This window comes from Kluyvera sp. CHPC 1.2972 (assembly GCF_036759925.1).
In the GTDB taxonomy this organism is placed as follows: domain Bacteria; phylum Pseudomonadota; class Gammaproteobacteria; order Enterobacterales; family Enterobacteriaceae; genus Kluyvera.
The window spans coordinates 284,267-303,038 of record NZ_JAPKIB010000002.1; the positions used below are offsets into that span (position 1 = coordinate 284,267).

Here is an 18,772-nt window from a genome sequence, read left to right on the forward strand (position 1 = left end):
GAACCGATGAAAAGAAAACTTTCCTGGATTTGTGCAGTGGCGGTGGGTATGGGCAGTTTACTGCCGCTCACGACGCATTCAGAACCGACGACAGAGGTGGCCGTAGCGCCGACTGTTCAGGACAACGCAGCGGCGTCTGCTTCTGCCGACGCGGCAACCACGACGCCAGTGGTGGTGGAAGATGCGCCGTCGCGTGACGTGAAGCTTTCTTTTGCCCAGATTGCGCCGCCGCCGGGCAGCATGGTGCTGCGCGGATCTAACCCGGACGGTGGCATTGAGTTTGGCATGCGCAGCGACGAAGTGGTGTCGAAGGCGCTGCTGAACCTGACCTATACGCCATCACCGTCGTTGCTGCCTGTGACCTCTCAGCTGAAGGTCTATCTTAACGACGAGTTGATGGGCGTATTGCCGGTCACCAAAGAGCAACTGGGTAAAAAGGTCTCGACGCAGCTCCCCATCGACCCGCTCTATATCACCGACTTTAACCGCGTGCGCCTTGAGTTTATTGGCCACTACCGCGACGTCTGTGAAAATCCGGCGAACACCACCGTCTGGCTGGACGTGGCGCGCAACAGCTCGCTGGATTTAACCTACCAGTCGCTGAAGGTGCGCAACGACCTGTCGCACTTCCCGGTACCGTTCTTTGACGCTCGCGATAACCGCGCGCTGAACCTGCCTATCGTCTTTGCCGGCTCGCCGGATCTGCCGCAGCAGCAAGCCGCAGCCGTTGTGGCCTCGTGGTTTGGTGCTAAAGCGGGCTGGCGCGGGCAGACCTTCCCGGTGCTGTTTAATACGCTGCCGGATCGTAATGCCATCGTCTTTGCCACTAACGATCGTCGCCCGGACTTCTTGCGCGATCATCCGGAGGTGAAAGCACCAACGATCGAAATGATCAACCATCCGAACAACCCGTATATGAAGCTGCTGGTGGTGTTTGGTCGTGACGATAACGACCTGCTGAAAGCGGCTCAGGGCATCGCGGCGGGCAACATTCTGTTCCGCGGCGATAGCGTGACGGTGGATGACGTGAAACCGCTGTTGGCCCGCGCGCCGTACGACGCGCCAAACTGGGTGCGTACCGACCGTCCGGTCACCTTCGGCGAACTGAAAACGTATGAACAGCAGTTACAGTCCAGCGGGCTGGAACCGGCGTCCATCAACCTGTCGCTGAACCTGCCGCCGGATCTCTACCTGATGCGCAGTACCGGCATCGATATGGACCTGAAGTACCGCTACACCATGCCGTCGGTCAAAGACAGTTCACGGATGGACATCAGCCTGAATGACCAGTTCCTGCAGTCGTTTAACCTCAACAGCACCCAGGATGTGAATAAGCTGATGCTGCGCCTGCCGGTACTGCAGGGCCTGCTGGACGGTAAAAACGACGTCAGCATCCCGGCGCTGCGTCTGGGTGCAATGAACCAGCTGCGCTTTGATTTCCAGTATATGAACCCGATGCCGGGCGGCTCGGTGGATAACTGCGTGACCTTCCAGCCGGTGCAGAACCACGTGGTGATTGGCGACGACTCGACCATCGACTTCTCGAACTACTATCACTTCCTGCCGATGCCGGATCTGCGCACCTTTGCCAATGCAGGCTTCCCGTTCACCCGTATGGCGGATCTCTCTGACACGGTTATCGTGATGCCAAAACAGCCGTCTGAAGCGCAGGTGAGCACGCTGCTGAACGCCGTTGGCGTGATTGGCGGCCAGACCGGCCTGGCGGGGTCGAAGATGACTATCGCTGATGATGGCAGCAAGATTCAGGACCAGGATGCTGACCTGCTGCTGATTGGCTCCATCCCGCAAAAACTGAAGGATGATAAACACATCGACCTGCTGGTGGACGCCACCCAGAGTTGGGTGAAAACGCCAATGCGTCATACTGACCTGCCGAGCATCTATCTTGATGAAGATGACCGTCAGGCTGGCGTGCAGACGGGGATTTCCTCTTCCGGCCCGATGGCTGCCGTCGTTGGTTTTGAATCGCCTTACCACAAACAGCGCAGCGTCGTGGCGCTGCTCGCCGACGGCGCCAGCGGCTATGACCTGCTGAACAACGCGCTGAACGACAGCGGCAAGCGCGCGGCGATGTTTGGCTCAGTATCGGTGATTCGTGAGTCCGGCGTGAGCAGCCTTCGTGTGGGCGACATCTACTATGTCGGCCATCTGCCGTGGTTCGAACGTGTGTGGTTCGCGCTCTCTAACCATCCTGTTCTGCTGGCTATCTTTGCCGCTATCAGCATCGTGCTGCTGGCCTGGGTGCTGTGGCGTCTGCTGCGTATCATCAGCCGTCGTCGTCTGAACCCGGAAGACGAGTAAGCCGCGATGAAGATGCTTCGCTGGATAGTACTGCTGTGCGTCCTGGGCGGTCAGGCGCAGGCCGCCTGTAGCTGGCCTGCCTGGGAGCAGTTCAAGCAGGATTACGTCAGCGCGGAAGGGCGCGTTATCGATCCTAGCGATGCGCGCAAAATTACCACCTCAGAAGGGCAAAGCTACGCGCTGTTCTTTGCCCTCGCCGCGAACGATCGTCAGGCCTTCGCAAGCCTGCTGGGCTGGACGCAGAACAACCTCGCGCAGGGCTCGCTGCGCGAGCATCTTCCTGCCTGGCTGTGGGGCAAAAAGAGCGATGACGAGTGGACGGTGCTGGACAGCAACTCCGCCTCTGATTCGGATGTCTGGATCGCCTGGACGCTGCTGGAAGCCGGTCGTCTGTGGAAAAATGACGATTACACCGCAACGGGTAAAGCGCTGCTGGCGAAAATTGCCGAGGGTGAAACAGTGAAAGTTCCCGGCCTGGGACTGATGCTATTACCCGGCCGTGTTGGCTTTGCGGAAGAGACGCGTTGGCGCTTCAATCCAAGCTATCTCCCGCCGCAGGTGGCGCAGTATTTCAGCCGTTTCGGTGCGCCGTGGACCACCCTTCGCGATACCAACCTGAAGCTGCTGCTTGATACCGCGCCGAAAGGTTTTTCTCCGGACTGGGTGAGCTACGACAAAAAACAGGGCTGGCTGCTGAAAGAGGCCAGCGTGGTGGGCAGCTACGATGCTATTCGCGTCTATTTATGGGTAGGCATGATGCACGACGCCGACCCGCAGAAAGCGCGTCTGCTTAAACGCTTTAACGCGATGGCGGCACAGACCGTGAAGCAGGGTGTTCCCCCGGAAAAAGTGGCGATTGCTACCGGGGCGGTGACCGGCGATGGCCCGGTCGGTTTTTCAGCTTCACTGATTCCATTCCTACAAAATCGCGATGCGCAGGCCGTTCAGCGCCAGCGTGTGGCCGATCATTTTCCCAGCGCGGATGCTTATTACAATTATGTTCTGACCCTCTTTGGTCAGGGCTGGGATCAACACCGTTTTCGCTTCAGCGCCCGCGGCGAATTACTACCTGACTGGGGCCAGGAATGCGCAAGTTCACATTAAGTTTAATCACCCTCTCTCTGGGCCTGACGCTGGTACCGCCGGGCTATGCGGACACCTCGGCAGAAGAACAGCTGCTCAATCAGGTGCGTCTTGGAGAAGCCAGCAAACGGGATGATTTGGTGCAGCAATCGCTGTACCGGCTGGAGCTGATTAATCCCAATAATCCAAAGGTGCTGGCGGCGCGTTTGCGCTATCTGCTGCGTCAGGGCGATACTGCCGGGGCGAAAGAGCAGTTACAAAAGCTGGCGCAGGTAGCACCAAATTCGGCGGAATATAACACTTCCCGCGTTGAGATTGGCCTGAATACGGACGCCGGACGCCAGGCGCTGCAACAGGCGCGACTGCTGGCCACCACCGGGCATGTCCCGGAAGCGCTAGCCGACTACGAAAAAGCCTTCAACGGCCAGCCGCCGGATGGCGACTACGCGGTAGAGTACTGGAGTGCGGTAGCGAAAATCCCGGCCCGACGCGATGAAGCGGTTAAACACCTGCAAACGCTGAACAAGCAGAACCCCGGCAACATTGGCCTGCAGATGACGCTTGCTAATATGCTGCTCGCGGCGAATCAGCGCGATGAGGCGTTTAACGTGCTGGAGCAAATGGCGAAATCGGCGGGAGGGCGCGGCCCGGCGAGCGACCTGTGGTTTAAGGCCATAAAGGACCAGCCAGCCAGCCCGTCCAGCGTGCAGGCGCTGCAGCGCTATTTGATGATTTTTGACAGCGGTGAATCGGCGGACAGCGCCCGTGCGATGCTGGCTGACCAGCAAAAACAGATGGCAGACCCGGTGCTGCGCGCCAAAGCGGTAGAACAGGAGAAAGTGGCGCAAGCAGCCGACAACACGCCGCAGACCTGGCAGCTCTATTGGCCGCTGATTCGCAAAGGCGATGCGGCGCTGAAGGCCAACAATCTGGCGCAGGCGGAGAGCTTCTATCAGCAGGCGCGCAAACTTGATGCCACCGACAGCTATGCGGTGCTGGGACTGGGCGATGTGGCGCTGGCGCGCAAAGATAGCGCCTCGGCGGAGCGTTTCTACCAGCAGGCGCTGCGCCTCGATCGCGGTAATAGCAGCGCGGTGCGCGGATTGGCAAATATCTATCGCGCGGAGTCACCGGAGAAAGCGACCGCCTTTATCAACAGTCTGTCTGCCAGCCAGCGTCGCAGCATTGACGATATTGAACGTAGCCTGACCAACGACCGACTTTCTCAGCAGGCCGAAGCGCTGGAGAACAAGGGGAGCTGGGCGCAGGCTGCGGAAATTCAACGCCGTCGACTGGCGCTCTCGCCGGATGATGTGTGGATAACCTATCGCCTCTCCCGTGATCTGGTGAGCGCCGGACAGCGCGGCGAAGCCGACAACCTGATGCTCAATCTGGCGCGTAAAAAGCCGACCGATGCCGACCAGGTTTACGCCTACGGACTCTATCTTTCCGGTAACGGTCAGGATCAGGCGGCGTTGACGCATCTGGCTGCACTGCCGACAGCGCAGTGGACCGATAATATTCGCGAACTGGACCAGCGTCTGCGCAGCGATCAGCTGATTGCTCAGGCCAACCGCCTGCGTGATAGCGGGCAGGAAGCGCAGGCAATTGCGCTGCTGAAACAGCAGCCGGAATCCTCTCGTATACATTCAACGCTTGCCGACTGGGCGCAGCAGCGGGGCGATAATGCTGCGGCGCTGGCTGAATACAACGCCGTGCTGGCAAAAGACCCGCATGACGAAGACGCCCATCTGGGCCTGGCAGAAGTCTATGCCGCAGAGGGCAACGCGCTGGCCGCGCGCCAGCAGCTGGCGCAACTGCCTGCCGAAGGCCAACGTTCGCTCAATACGCAGCGACGCATTGCGTTGGTCAGCGCCAAACTGGGTGATACCGCGGCGGCGCAGCAAATGATGACCGCCCTGGTTCCGCAGGCCAAAGCCCAGCCGCCGTCTATGGATAGTGCGATGGCGCTACGCGATGCGGCGCGCTATCAGGCGCAGGACGGCAACCCGAAACAGGCGCTGGAGACCTACAAAGATGCGATGGTTGCCGCGCAAGTTACCCCAACGCGTCCAGTGGATAACGACACCTTTACCCGCCTGACGCGCAACGACGAAAAAGATGACTGGCTCAAGCGCGGCGTGCGTAGCGACGCGGCGGATCTCTACCGTCAGCAGGATCTGAATGTCACGCTACAGCATGACTTCTGGGGCTCAAGCGGCACCGGCGGTTATTCCGACCTGAAAGCGCATACCACCATGTTCCAGGTCGATGCGCCGCTGGCCGATGGTCGCATGTTCTTCCGCTCGGACCTGGTGAATATGGACGTCAGCAGCTTCGAGACCGACAGCAAGAACCAATACAGCAACCAGTGGGGGACCTGTAACTTGTCCGCCTGTCATGGTTCAACGCACCAGAGCGACAGCGGCGCCAGCGTGGCGATTGGCTGGAAGAATGACACCTGGAACGCCGACATTGGTACCACCCCGATGGGCTTTAACGTGGTGGATGTGGTCGGCGGCCTGAGCTACAGCAGCGACGTTGGCCCGCTGGGCTACACGGTGAACGCGCATCGTCGTCCGATCTCCAGCTCGCTGCTGGCGTTTGGCGGGCAGAAAGATAATGACAACGGCGCGCATCCGGGCACGACCTGGGGCGGCGTGCGGGCGAACGGCGGCGGGATAAGCCTGAGCTACGATAAAGGCGAAGCCAACGGCGTGTGGGCTTCACTTGGTGGCGACCAGTTGTCAGGTCAAAACGTAGACGACAACTGGCGCGTTCGCTGGATGACGGGGTATTACTACAAGGTGATTAACGAGAATAACCGCCGGGTGACCGTTGGGCTGAACAACATGATCTGGCACTACCAGAAGGATCTGAGCGGCTATACCCTCGGTCAGGGCGGCTATTACAGCCCGCAGGAATATGTATCGTTTGCCGTGCCGGTTAACTGGCGTGAACGTACGGAAAACTGGTCATGGGAGCTGGGTGGTTCGGTTTCCTGGTCGCATTCGCGCACCAGTACGGAACCGCGCTATCCGCTGATGAACCTGATTCCGCAACCCTGGAAGAAAAAAGCCAGCGAGGATGTAAACCACGGCAGCAGCAGCCAGGGCTTTGGTTATACCGCGCGGGCGATAATTGAACGGCGCGTCAGTTCCAACTGGTTTGTTGGCGCGGGCGTCGATATCCAGCAGGCGAAGGACTACACCCCAAGCCACGCGTTGCTCTATGTGCGCTATTCCGCCGCTGGCTGGCAGGGCGACCTCGATATGCCGCCGCAGCCGCTCACGCCTTACGCAGACTGGTAATTCCGCCGCTCCGAATATAGGTATTCGTCTTATACAACCCGGCGCCCTGCCGGGTTATAATTATTGCGGCGGAGTCCGTTTTGACTTTGCTGCCAGCCTCGTTATTCTCAATGCCTGAGCAATACGTTCGTATTAGTGGAGAGCTCTTTTGCGCGTTAGCCGTTCCCTTACAATAAAACAAATGGCCATGGTTGCGGTTGTTACCATGCTGTTTTTATTTGTCTTTTGCTTCATTTTATTGTTCCACTTCGTACAGCAGGATCGCTATAACACTGGGGTGCAATTAGAAAGCATCGCCCGCTCGGTACGTCTGCCGCTGTCTGCTGCCATCCTCAAAGGCGATATTCCCGAGGCAGAGTCTATTCTTGGTCGTATTCAACCTGCCGGCATTGTCAGCCGGGCGGACGTCGTGCTGCCTAACCAGTTTCAGGCGCTACGCATGAGTTTTATTCCGGAACGTCCGGTTCCGGTCAATATCACGCGCATTTTTGAACTCCCGGTACAGATTTCACTGCCGCTCTATTCGCTGGAGCGACCTGCCAACCCGCAGCCGCTGGCCTATCTGGTGCTGCAGGCAGACCCTTATCGTATGTATAAGTTCGTGATGAGCGCGCTGGCAACGATAGTGACCGCTTACTTTTTACTCGTTTTAATGCTGACCGTCGCGTTGACCTGGTGCATCAACCGGCTGATTGTCAGACCGCTGCGCAGCATTGCCTATGAAATTCACGACCTGCCCGGGGCCGATCGCATTGGTCATCAGCTCTCCCTGCCACGCCTGCATCACGACGATGAAATCGGTACTCTGGTGCGCAGCTACAACCGTAATCAACAGGCGCTATTGCGGCAATATGACGATCTGAGCAATCAGTCGACCCGTTTCCCGGTCTCTGACCTGCCGAACAAAGCCTTCCTGTTAGGGCTGCTCGAGCAAAGCCTGGTGCGCAAAACGCCGGTAGCGCTGCTGACGATTGCCTGCGAAACCTTGCAGGACACCGCGGGCGTGCTGAAAGAGGAGCAGCGTGAAATGCTGCTGCTAACCCTGGCAGAGAAGATTAAGCAGGTGATCTCGCCGCGCATGGTGCTGGCGCAGGTCAGCGGCTACGACTTCGCGATTCTGGCCTATGACGTCAAAGAGCCGTGGCATGCCATCACATTAAGTCAGCAAGTACTCACTATCATTAATGAGCGTTTGCCGCTGCAAGGCATTCAGCTGCGTCCTAGCGCCAGCGTGGGTATTGCGATGTACAACGACGGCTTAACGGCAGAACAGTTCTATCGCCGCTCGCTCTCGGCGGCCTTTACCGCACGGCGGAAAGGGAAAAACCAGATTGAGTTTTTCGACCCGGAGCAGATGGTGAAAGCGCAAAAGCGCCTGACCGAAGAGAGCGATATTCTGACCGCACTGGACAATGAGCAGTTCTCCGTTTGGCTCCAGCCGCAGGTGGAAACCAGCAGCGGTAAGGTGTGCAGCGCGGAAGTACTGCTGCGCCAGCGCCAGGCGGACGGTAGCTGGGCGCTGCCGAACGATCTTATCGACAGCATTGAATCCTGTGGCCTGATGGTGACCGTAGGGCACTGGGTGCTGGAAGAGTCGTGCCGACAGCTTGCCGCCTGGCAGTCGCGTGGCATTATGCTGCCGCTGTCGGTGAACATCTCGGCGCTACAGCTTCTGCATCACGACATGGTGTCGGATATGCTGGCGCTGCTCAACCGCTACCGCATTGCGCCCGGTACGCTGGTTCTGGAAGTGACTGAGAGCCGACGCATTGACGATCCGAAAGCCGCCGTCGCCATTTTACGGCCGCTGCGCAACGCTGGCGTGCGCATTGCGCTGGACGATTTTGGCATGGGTTACGCGGGGCTGCGTCAGCTACAGCATATGAAATCCGTACCGGTAGATATTCTGAAGATCGACAAAATCTTTATCGACAGTCTGCCGGAAGACACCAGCATGGTGGCGGCCATCATCCAGCTTGGGCGTAGCCTTAACCTGAAAATGGTTGCCGAAGGTGTTGAAAGTAAAGAGCAATATGCATGGCTGCGTGCAGCGGGTGTCGATATTTTGCAGGGTTTCCTGTTTGCTCGTGCCGTCCCGATGGACGTTTTTGAGCAGAATTATCTGAGTAAGGACAAATCACTACTGCCAGGAGATCAGAGTGAGTGATTGTGCGTGTCAGCTCAAAGTTTTAACAATTAAGTATCAAATTAACGTACATATATTTCGATAATGTTTCTTGGATGTTATTTTGTGCCAACAGGTAAAAATAATCCCTACATTTCCTGTGGCTATAGCTTAAGGACATCCTATGAAAACCTCATTCTTCAAAAGCCTCTATTTCCAGGTGCTGACGGCGATAGTGATCGGTGTGCTACTCGGTCACTATTACCCGGAATTAGGCGCGCAAATGAAACCGCTCGGCGATGCCTTCGTCAAACTGATTAAAATGGTTATCGCCCCGGTTATCTTTTGTACGGTGGTGACCGGCATCGCCGGTATGGAAAGCATGAAAGCGGTGGGGCGCACCGGTGCCGTCGCGCTGCTCTACTTTGAAGTGGTCAGCACCCTCGCGCTGATTATCGGCCTGATCATTGTGAACGTGGTGCAACCTGGTGCGGGGATGAACGTTGACCCGGCAACGCTGGATGCGAAAGCGGTAGCGATGTACGCCGAGCAGGCAAAAGATCAGGGTATTATCGCCTTCCTGATGGATATCATTCCTTCCAGCGTGATCGGTGCCTTTGCCAGCGGCAACATCCTGCAGGTGCTGCTGTTTGCGGTGATGTTTGGCTTTGCGCTGCACCGCCTGGGCAGCAAGGGTCAGCTGATTTTCAACGTTATTGAAAGCTTCTCGCAGGTTATCTTCGGCATCATCAACATGATCATGCGCCTGGCGCCAATTGGTGCGTTCGGGGCGATGGCCTTCACCATCGGTAAATACGGCGTGGGTACGCTGGTGCAGTTGGGCCAGCTCATCATCTGCTTCTACATTACCTGTATCCTGTTTGTGGTGGTGGTGCTGGGGACGATTGCTCGCGTGACCGGGTTCAGCATTTTCAAATTTATCCGCTATATCCGCGAAGAGTTGCTGATTGTACTGGGGACCTCCTCTTCCGAATCTGCGCTGCCGCGTATGCTCGACAAGATGGAGAAGCTAGGCTGTCGGAAGTCGGTGGTGGGGCTGGTTATCCCGACCGGTTACTCGTTTAACCTCGACGGCACCTCGATTTATCTGACGATGGCGGCGGTGTTTATCGCCCAGGCGACCAACAGCCATATGGATATCTTCCATCAGGTGACGCTGCTGGTGGTACTGCTGCTCTCCTCGAAAGGGGCCGCAGGCGTGACGGGTAGTGGCTTTATCGTGCTGGCGGCAACTATCTCTGCGGTGGGGCATCTGCCGGTCGCGGGTCTGGCGCTGATTCTGGGTATCGACCGCTTTATGTCGGAAGCGCGTGCGCTGACTAACCTTATCGGTAACGGCGTGGCGACCATTGTCGTGGCAAAACGCGTGAAACAGCTGGACGCCAAACAGCTGGACGATGTGCTCAATAACCGTCCGACGGCGAAAGAACCGCACGAATTATCCTCTTAATCTCCCCACTTAAGCCCGTACTCCCTTGCTGGAGTGCGGGCTCCTGCGCATAATTAGGCGGCGTCATTATTTAGCTATGTTAGCTTATGGTTGCCGTAGATTTTATTTTCCTTAGCCATGTGACGTTTTTGCGATTGTGTGGTCTAACTGACGTATTTACTTCATTATTTTAGGTAATCGCCCGCGGCGGTTGTCTTTTATACCCACTAGCCTCCGTGCGCGCGTCGCCCGGAGGCCGGTGGGGATAACCAGGAACGTTCATCAGGGGTTCACATGCAGGGCACAACAATTCGACTTTTAGCCGGTGGTTTGCTGATGATGGCAGCAGCCAGCTGTGTGCAGGCAGAAGCGCTCCAGCCGGACCCGGCCTGGCAACAAGGCACGTTGTCTAATGGCTTTCAGTGGCAGGTACTTGCCACTCCGCAGCGCCCGAGCGACCGTGTAGAGATCCGGCTCTCGGTTGATATTGGTTCACTGAACGAAAGCGCCCAGCAAACGGGCTATAGCCACCTTATTCCTCGGATCGCCCTGACCCAGAACGGCGGTCTACAAACAATGCAGGCTCGCTCCATGTGGCAGCAGAGCATTGACCCGAAGCGCCCGCTACCGCCGGCGATTGTCTCTTATGACTACACTCGTTTTAACCTGAGCCTGCCGAACAATCGCAGCGATCTGCAGAAAGAGGCGCTGAACTGGCTGGCGACGTCGATTGGCAAACTGAGTATTACGCCGGACACCGTGAGCTACACGCTGGGCGTGCAGGATATGGTCGCGACATGGCCGCAGGATACGAAAGAAGGCTGGTGGCGCTATCGTCTGAAAGGTTCCACCATGCTGGGCCACGATCCGGCCGAGCCGCTGAAGCTGCCGGTGGACGCTAAGCATGTCGCCGAGTTCTATCAGAAATGGTACACCCCGGATGCAATGACGCTGATTATCGTCGGCAACGTCGATAGCCGCTCTACTATTGAGCAAATCACAAAAACCTTCGGCGGGCTGAAGGGAAAACGTGAAACGCCAGCGGCGGTGCCTACGCTGTCGCCGCTCCCTCCAGAAGCGGTGAGCATTATGACCAATGCGGTGCGCCAGGATCGTCTCTCTATTATGTGGGATACCCCGTGGCAGCCGATTCGCGAGTCAGCGGCGTTGCAGCGCTACTGGCGCGCCGACCTGGCGCGTGAAGCGCTGTTCTGGCATATCCAGCAGAAACTGAGCCGCACCAACATGAAGGATATTGGTCTGGGCTTTGACTGCCGCGTGCTGTATCTGCGCGCGCAGTGCGGCATTAACCTGGAATCGCCGGGTGAGAAGCTGGAAAGCAACCTGGGTCTGGTTGCCCGTGAGCTGGCGACCATTCGTGAGAAAGGTCTGCCGGAAGATGAATTTGCTTCGCTGATTGCGCAGAAGAAGCTGGAACTGCAAAAACTGTTTGCCACCTACGCGCGGATGGACACCGACATGCTGATTAGCCAGCGTATGCGTTCGTTGCAGAACCAGGTCGTGGATATCGCCCCGGAACAGTATCAGAAGCTGCGCCAGAGTTTCCTCGAGTCGTTGACGCCGGATATGCTCAACCAGGACTTGCGCCAGCAGCTATCGCAGGACATGGCGCTAGTGCTTCAGCAGCCAACCGGTGAACCAGAGTTCAATATGAAGGATCTGAAGGAAGTGTGGAGCAAGATTATGCTGGCACCGACGGCGGACGCTGGGACTACGACGGAAGAGAGCCATCAGGATGTGACGGATATTCCACCGGCGCAGTAGCGGGGGAAACCCAGCATCTAACGTACAGACGAAAAAAAACCTCTCCCAGCCGGAAGAGGTTTTTTTATACCCGCTATACCTTAAGCAGGCATCGCTTCGCGGGGAATAATCGCCCCACGGTGCTGAATCACGGTGCTCGCCGTTTGGTGACCGCGTTTCGCTGCCGCTGCTGCGTCGCCGCCGGTTAAGCGGACGGACAGGTAGCCTGCGCTGAAGGAGTCGCCCGCTGCGGTGGTATCCACCACTTTCTCTTTTGGCAGCTTAACCGCCGGTACGTCAACCAATGCTTCACCGGTAATGGCGACCAGGCAAGAGTCTGCACCGCGCTTCACCACCACTTCACTCACGCCTGCGGCCTGAGTGCGGGCGATAACCTCTTCAACCGGCTTCTCGCCCCACAGCGCGTCTTCGTCGTCCAGCGTCAGGAAGGCAATGTCGGTGCACTGCAGCATCTGCTGATAAACCTGCTGAGTTTCTTCTTTGCTGGCCCACAGGCGCGGACGGTAGTTGTTGTCAAAGATGACTTTACCGCCGTTAGCGCGGCACTGTTTCAGCAGCGCAATCAGCTTCTCACGGCTCGCCGGGCTGAGGATAGCAAGGCTAATGCCGCTCAGGTAGAGGTAGTCAAAGCCTGCCAGCTGTTCGCAGATGGCAGCAGACTGCTCGCTCTCCAGCCAGAACTTGGCGGCGGCTTCATTACGCCAATAGTAGAACGTACGCTCGCCGGTCTCATCGGTTTCGATGTAGTACAGGCCTGGCATACGGTCGCTCATGCGTTGAATCAGGTCGGTTTTGACATTCTCTGCCTGCCAGGCGTCCATCATTTGCTGGCTGAAGGTGTCAGTGCCGAGCGCGGTGACGTAGTTGACGCTGAGTTCAGCAGGAGAGACCTGGCGAGCAATATAGACGGACGTGTTTAAGGTGTCGCCGCCAAAGCCGCGGTTAACTTGTGCGCCCTTCTCGGACAGTTCAATCATGCATTCGCCAATCACGGCAATTTTTTTGGACATAGTCATCAACCTGATTCGGTAAATTTTTCGTAGTGTGCGCTGTGGCTATTCGTTGGTCAACTATATTAAAACAACGTTCCATTATTTTTTTTGAGCTAGCGCGTGTTACGGCCGATTTATCCTCTTTAGTGAAAATAAAATGGCTCAAACTGGACATAAAGTTCTCACTTGACCCGCCGATAACTTTATCACTAGACCCTCTGACCCTCTCTTCACAGGAAGCTTAAATGACGTTAAAGCAGGTGAACCAGCGGGCGAGAGTACCTGATGCGGAGCTGGAAAGCCTACAGCAACTGCGTTACTGGCAAGAGTGTGAGCGTGTCTATACCTACCAGCCTATCTACACCATTCAGGGCCGCTTGATGGCGATTGAAGTGTTAACGATAGTGACCCATCCCTCTCAACCACAAAAACGTATTGCCCCGGATCGTTACTTCGCTGCGGTTTCTATCGGCCAGCGCATCCATGTCATCAAAGAACAGGTGACGATGCTGGCAAAAAGGAAGCATTTCTTTGAACAGAATAAGGTGCTGGCATCGGTCAACGTCGATGCGCTAACGCTGCTGGAAATGCGTCAGGACCGGATCCTGAAAACGATGATTGAAACGCTGCCCTGGCTACGCTTCGAGCTGGTGGAGCACATGGCGCTGCCACAAGATTCCACGGTGGCCTCGCTGTGCGAATTTGGCCCGCTGTGGCTGGATGATTTCGGCACCGGCATGGCCAACTTCTCGGCGCTGAATGAAGTGCGCTACGATTACATCAAAGTAGCCCGCGATCTGTTCATTATGCTGCGCAAAACCCCTGAAGGCCGCAAACTGTTTATCCTGCTGATTGAGCTGATGAATCGCTACTGCGAAGGGGTGATTGTGGAGGGGGTTGAAACGCTGGAAGAGTGGCGTGAAGTTCAAAGCTCACCTGCTGCCGCCGCGCAGGGCTATTTCCTTTCTCGTCCGGTGCCGATGTCGACACTGGAATCCTTGATGATCAATCTGGTGTGAAGCTGGCCTACGTCTGTAGGCCAGCTCAATCCTGTTAGAGTGATTCGTGACGCGTTTCGTGCGTCAGTAGCAACGCAATCAGCGTCAGCGCCGCCATGGCTGCCAGATAAACACCCACGTAGAACAACCCATAGCTACTCTGCAACCAGGCCGCGATGTACGGCGCAACGGACGCCCCCAGAATCGACGACACATTGTAGGAGAACGATGCCCCGGTATAGCGCACTTCCGTTGGGAAGAGTTCCGGCAGCAGCGCACCCATTGGGCCAAAGGTCAGACCCATGAGGCTCAGGCCAACCAGCAGATACAGCATAATCAGCGCCGGATTACCGGAGCCCAGCAGCGGCTGGAAGAAGAACAGCGCGAAGATGATAATCAGGCTGGTGATCACAATCATGCTTGGACGACGACCGAAACGGTCCGCCAGCAGGCCAGCAATAGGCACCATCACACCAAACCCAATGACCGCCAGCATCAGCATCCACAGCACTTCGTTGCGCGGCAGCCCCAGGCCATTTGGTGCGGCGGCGGTGCTGTAGGTCATCGAGTAGACGGTCATGATATAGAACAGCGTATAGGTCGCCAGCATGATGAAGGTGCCGAGCACCGTCACGCGCACGTGCTTGCTGAGCAGGGTGCCCATCGGCACTTTAACCTGTTTCTTCGCGGCAGCGACTTTGGCGAACACCGGCGTTTCATGCAGTGAGACGCGCACATACAGGCCGATAATCACCAGCACCGCAGAGAAAATAAACGGAACGCGCCAGCCCCAGGTCATGAACTGCTCGTCGGTTAGCAGCCAGGAGAGCAGCAGGAAGGTGCCGTTAGCGAAGAAGAAGCCAATTGGTGCGCCCAACTGCGGGAAGGAACCGTACAGCGCGCGTTTGCGTGGCGGGGCGTTTTCTGTCGCCAGCAGCGCCGCGCCGCCCCATTCACCACCAAGACCGAGACCCTGACCAAAACGCGCCAGCGCCAGCAGGACCGGTGCCATAATGCCGATGGAGGCATAGCTCGGCAGCAGGCCGATAACCACGGTGGAGATCCCCATGGTCAGCAGCGAAGCGACCAGCGTGACCTTGCGCCCAACACGGTCACCGAAGTGGCCAAAGAGTGCGGAACCAATAGGACGAGCGACGAAGGCGATAGCGAACGTTGCCAGCGATTGCAGCGTTGCCGCCGTCGGATCGCCCTGTGGGAAGAAGATATGCGGGAACACGATGACCGCGGCGGTGGCGTAAATATAGAAGTCGAAGAACTCAATGGCGGTGCCGATGAGTGAGGCCACGACGACCTTATTACGCGAGTTAACCGGAGCGGAAGCCTGTTCGTTATCGAGTGTTGTGCTGGTCATAGTCTTTTCTAATATGTATAGCGAACGAAAGGCCATATTAGACATAGCAAAAGCGACATTTCAATCTGTAACAGGATTGTAAAATGGCGCAAAGAGGGGCAAAAAGTGGATAATTTTTATACCAGTAAATTATCAAACATGAAATGCTTCACATTTTTCGTAGATTAGATGATAAAACTAGTTTTTGGTTAAATAAAAGTTACAGGCTGGATTTATATGCTAATTCGGTGGGTTGGGCTGAAATTTTCAGCCCAACAGGGCGGTTAGCGGTGGGTTTTTCCCGGCATTCTTGGGTCGTCCTTGTACTCCGCCGTAGCAATCCACGCGGCGCAGAACAGCGTCAGGCGGGCGAAGAAGTAGAAGAACGCCATCAGGCCAAGCACGGAACCAAACGCGGCGCCGGACGGGGATTTCACCAATGTCGGTAGCGTCCAGGTCATGATGATTTTGATCACCTCAAAGCCGATCGCGGCGATAAAAGTGCCGCGGATCAGCGCCTTTTTACGCGGGCGGTGGCGGGGCAATCGCCAGAAAATCCAGAAGAACAGCAGGTAGTTGGCGAAGATCGAAATCGCCAGGCCTATCAACCGCCAGGCGGGCTTCAGCCACTCAATGCTGTCGAGATACAGCGCCGAGATAATCAGTTGCTGCGCTGACCCGGCTACCGAGGTAATGGAAAGGGTGACAATCAGTGCAATCAGCAGGCCAATCAGCGACACGAAGTCGCGCAGGTATTTAATCCAAATGGCTTCCTGATCCTGCGGTGTGCGTTCCCAGACATCGCGCGACTGGGCGCGAATAGCCTCACGCAGGTTGCCCATCCAGTTGATGCCGGAGTAGAGGGCGATACACAGGCCGACAAGGCCGACGGTGGTACGCTGCTGCACGGCGGTGTTGATGGTGCTTTTCAGGGTGGCGGCGAGCGTCGGGTCGCTGACGTTGGCCAGGATCTTATTGAAGATGTCCTGCAGCAACGTCGGATGCGAGGCAAGAATAAAGCCAGCGGCGGCGAACGACACCATCAGAATGGGGATCATCGATAAGAATGAAAAGTAGGTAATGGCCGCGCCAAACTGATTTCCCAGCCGATCGTTAAAGCGCTCAGCGGCGCGAATCAGGTGGGCGATGACCGGCTGGCGCTGAATCTTCTGCGCCGTGGTGGTGACGCTGTCCAGCGCCTTGCTAGCCTTTTGCTGTAGACGTTTATCGTTGTTTGCCGACGTCATCAGGGAGATTTTCCTTTTTATTGCTTTTACTTAAGTATAGAGGGTTCCCCGGAGTCGGTGCATTGCACCTCGTCCGAGCTACCCAGCGCGCCGCCGGGCTCAATCCACATACCCCTGCAACACGCCGGTTAACCACTCCATAAACAGATGCACCCGCCGCGACAGGTTACGGCGGTGCGGGTAAATTATCGACACCGGCATCGGCTCGGCCCGATACTGTGGGAGAATTTCAACCAGCTCGCCGCGGTGCAGCGCTTCGCGCACGCCCACGCGTGGCACCTGAATAATCCCCAGCCCTGCCAGACAGGCGGCGTGATAGGTTTCCGTGCTGTTCACCGTCAGCACGCCGCCGGTTTTGACCCACCTGGTACCGCCCTCTTTCGCCACTTCAAACCCCTGCGGGCGTACGCCGAGATTGGCGGCGTAGTGCACCAGTGCGTGGTTGCTGAGGTCCTCCAGTGACTCCGGATAGCCAAAGCGCGACAGGTACTCAGGACTGGCGCAGTTGATGATGGTCAGCTTGCCGAGCGGCCGGGCAATCAGCCCTGAGTCTTTCAGCGACCCCACGCGTACCACGCAGTCAAATCCCTCACGAATCACATCGACTAAGCGATCGCTGCTGCTCAGCTCAAGCTCAATGCCGGGGTAGTGCTGCAAAAAAGCGGGCAGTTTGGGGATCACCACCTTACGGGCGATACCTACCGGCATATCCACGCGCAGCCGCCCGCTCACGCTGCTGGGGTCGCTCTGAAACATACTGTCCAGCTCGTCGAGGTTGCTGAGCAAATCTTTGGCGCGCTCGTAGTAGACCATCCCATCCTGAGTCAGCAGCACTCGTCGAGTGGTGCGGTGTAACAGGCGGCAACCCAGATGGTTTTCCAGCGCCTGAATTTGTCGCGATACGCTACCTTTAGGAAGGCCAAGGGTATCCGCCGCGCGGGAAAAACTCTCCAGTTCAGCGACGCGGATGAACAGCTGCATTGCGTGAATTTTATCCATCAGCATGCCCTATTGTTGTTCGAAATGAGACAGTGAAGCGTATTCAGGGATATTTATTGTTCTTTTATCACCTAATAAGCTTGTTCTCAACGAACACACCCACTGAAATGAGGTTTCCCATGACTCGACGTATTGCGTTAGTGACCGGCGGTAGCCGCGGACTCGGTAAAAATGCGGTGCTGAAGCTGGCCGCGCAGGGAACGGATATTATCTTCACCTACAACAGTCAGCGTGATGCCGCGCTGGAGGTTGTGGCTGAAATTGAGCAAAAAGGGGCGAAAGCCGTGGCATTGCAGCTGAACGTCAGCGATGTTGCCAGCTTTGCGGCCTTCACTCAGCAGGTGAAAGAAGCGCTGAATCAGGTCTGGGGTCGCGAGACGTTTGATTATTTAGTGAACAACGCCGGGATCGGCCTGTATGCCTCCATTGCGGAAACTTCCGAGGCCTTATTTGATGAGCTGATGAATATCCACTTCAAGGGACCCTTCTTCCTGACCCAGGCGCTGCTACCGTTGATGGAAAACGGTGGACGTATCCTGAACGTCTCGACCGGGCTGGCGCGTTTTGCGCTACCGGGCTATGCCGCCTATGCCTCAATGAAAGGAGCGATGGAAGTGCTGACGCGCTATCAGGCCAAGGAGCTGGGTGCGCGCGGGATTTCGGTCAACAGCATTGCGCCAGGGGCGATTGAAACCGACTTTGGCGGTGGCCGCGTTCGCGATAACGACGACCTGAACAAATACGTCGCGTCGCAAACCGCGCTGGGTCGCGTTGGGCTGCCGGATGATATTGGCGATGCGATTGCCGCGCTGCTCAGCGATAACCTACGCTGGATGACCGCGCAGCGCATTGAGGTTTCAGGGGGGATGTTCCTGTAAACCGTCTGATAACGCCTTTGCTCAGCAAAGGCGTTATTTACATATTGTGCGAAAGTGAGTCTTAATTAGGATTGATTATCGCCTTTACTTCTATCCATTCCCGCAATAACCTAAATTCCCATTAATTAATATTATCGTAGCGACACCTTCGTTTAATCCTTTTCTTAATTAAAATGTGATGACATATATGAATACGTAATCGTAATTCGACGGTTGTAAGCATTCATAATT

11 protein-coding genes and 1 pseudogene are annotated in these 18,772 nt (G+C 56.6%); 8 read left to right on the forward strand and 4 right to left on the reverse strand.

Translation table 11 applies throughout. The features are described from left to right. Window positions 1-6 precede the first annotated feature (6 nt). The 6 genes from bcsB to V6944_RS04870 all read left to right on the forward strand — a co-directional run bounded on the left by bcsB (window position 7) and on the right by V6944_RS04870 (window position 12,076). Entirely contained in the window at window positions 7-2,322 is a 2,316-nt protein-coding gene (bcsB, locus tag V6944_RS04845) for a cellulose biosynthesis cyclic di-GMP-binding regulatory protein BcsB (protein ID WP_333498101.1), read from the forward strand. Window positions 2,323-2,328: 6 nt separating this feature from the next. Beyond that, window positions 2,329-3,426 carry a cellulose synthase complex periplasmic endoglucanase BcsZ gene (bcsZ, locus tag V6944_RS04850; protein WP_333498102.1) on the forward strand — a complete coding sequence of 366 codons (1,098 nt, stop codon included), beginning with the start codon at window positions 2,329-2,331 and terminating at the stop codon, window positions 3,424-3,426. Next, a complete protein-coding gene (gene bcsC / locus V6944_RS04855; RefSeq protein WP_333498103.1) occupies window positions 3,408-6,716 on the forward strand; it encodes a cellulose synthase complex outer membrane protein BcsC in 3,309 nt (1,102 codons plus the stop codon). Before bcsZ ends, bcsC begins: the two co-directional genes overlap by 19 nt. A gap of 148 nt (window positions 6,717-6,864) precedes the next feature. Further along, window positions 6,865-8,883, forward strand: a complete 2,019-nt coding sequence (hmsP, locus tag V6944_RS04860) for a biofilm formation regulator HmsP (RefSeq protein WP_333498104.1) — start codon at window positions 6,865-6,867, stop codon at window positions 8,881-8,883. A 142-nt stretch (window positions 8,884-9,025) separates the two neighbouring features. Beyond that, the gene (locus V6944_RS04865; protein WP_333498105.1) at window positions 9,026-10,312 is read left to right on the forward strand and encodes a dicarboxylate/amino acid:cation symporter; all 1,287 of its coding nucleotides are present in this window, start codon (window positions 9,026-9,028) and stop codon (window positions 10,310-10,312) included. A 273-nt stretch (window positions 10,313-10,585) separates the two neighbouring features. Then, window positions 10,586-12,076, forward strand: a complete 1,491-nt coding sequence (locus V6944_RS04870) for a M16 family metallopeptidase (RefSeq protein WP_333498106.1) — start codon at window positions 10,586-10,588, stop codon at window positions 12,074-12,076. Between the two features lie 80 nt (window positions 12,077-12,156). Here the strand turns inward: V6944_RS04870 and V6944_RS04875 are convergent, their stop codons facing one another. Further along, window positions 12,157-13,086 (reverse strand): sugar kinase, encoded by a 930-nt coding sequence (locus V6944_RS04875; RefSeq protein WP_333498107.1) that lies wholly within the window; start codon window positions 13,084-13,086, stop codon window positions 12,157-12,159. 227 nt (window positions 13,087-13,313) lie between these two features. Between V6944_RS04875 and pdeH the strand changes: the two genes are divergently transcribed. Then, window positions 13,314-14,087 (forward strand): cyclic-guanylate-specific phosphodiesterase, encoded by a 774-nt coding sequence (pdeH, locus tag V6944_RS04880; protein ID WP_333498108.1) that lies wholly within the window; start codon window positions 13,314-13,316, stop codon window positions 14,085-14,087. Between the two features lie 34 nt (window positions 14,088-14,121). Here pdeH and V6944_RS04885 read toward each other — a convergent pair whose 3' ends face one another. The 3 genes and pseudogenes from V6944_RS04885 to V6944_RS04895 form a co-directional block, all read right to left on the reverse strand. Further along, entirely contained in the window at window positions 14,122-15,438 is a 1,317-nt protein-coding gene (locus V6944_RS04885) for an MFS transporter (RefSeq protein WP_185667406.1), read from the reverse strand. A gap of 263 nt (window positions 15,439-15,701) precedes the next feature. Continuing rightward, window positions 15,702-16,628, reverse strand: a pseudogene (gene yhjD, locus V6944_RS04890) (inner membrane protein YhjD); the annotation flags it as partial. A gap of 135 nt (window positions 16,629-16,763) precedes the next feature. After that, a complete protein-coding gene (locus V6944_RS04895; protein WP_333498109.1) occupies window positions 16,764-17,663 on the reverse strand; it encodes a LysR family transcriptional regulator in 900 nt (299 codons plus the stop codon). 119 nt (window positions 17,664-17,782) lie between these two features. On the opposite strand from V6944_RS04895, the gene V6944_RS04900 reads away from it, so the two are divergent. Then, a complete protein-coding gene (locus tag V6944_RS04900; RefSeq protein ID WP_333498110.1) occupies window positions 17,783-18,541 on the forward strand; it encodes an SDR family NAD(P)-dependent oxidoreductase in 759 nt (252 codons plus the stop codon). Window positions 18,542-18,772 lie beyond the last annotated feature (231 nt).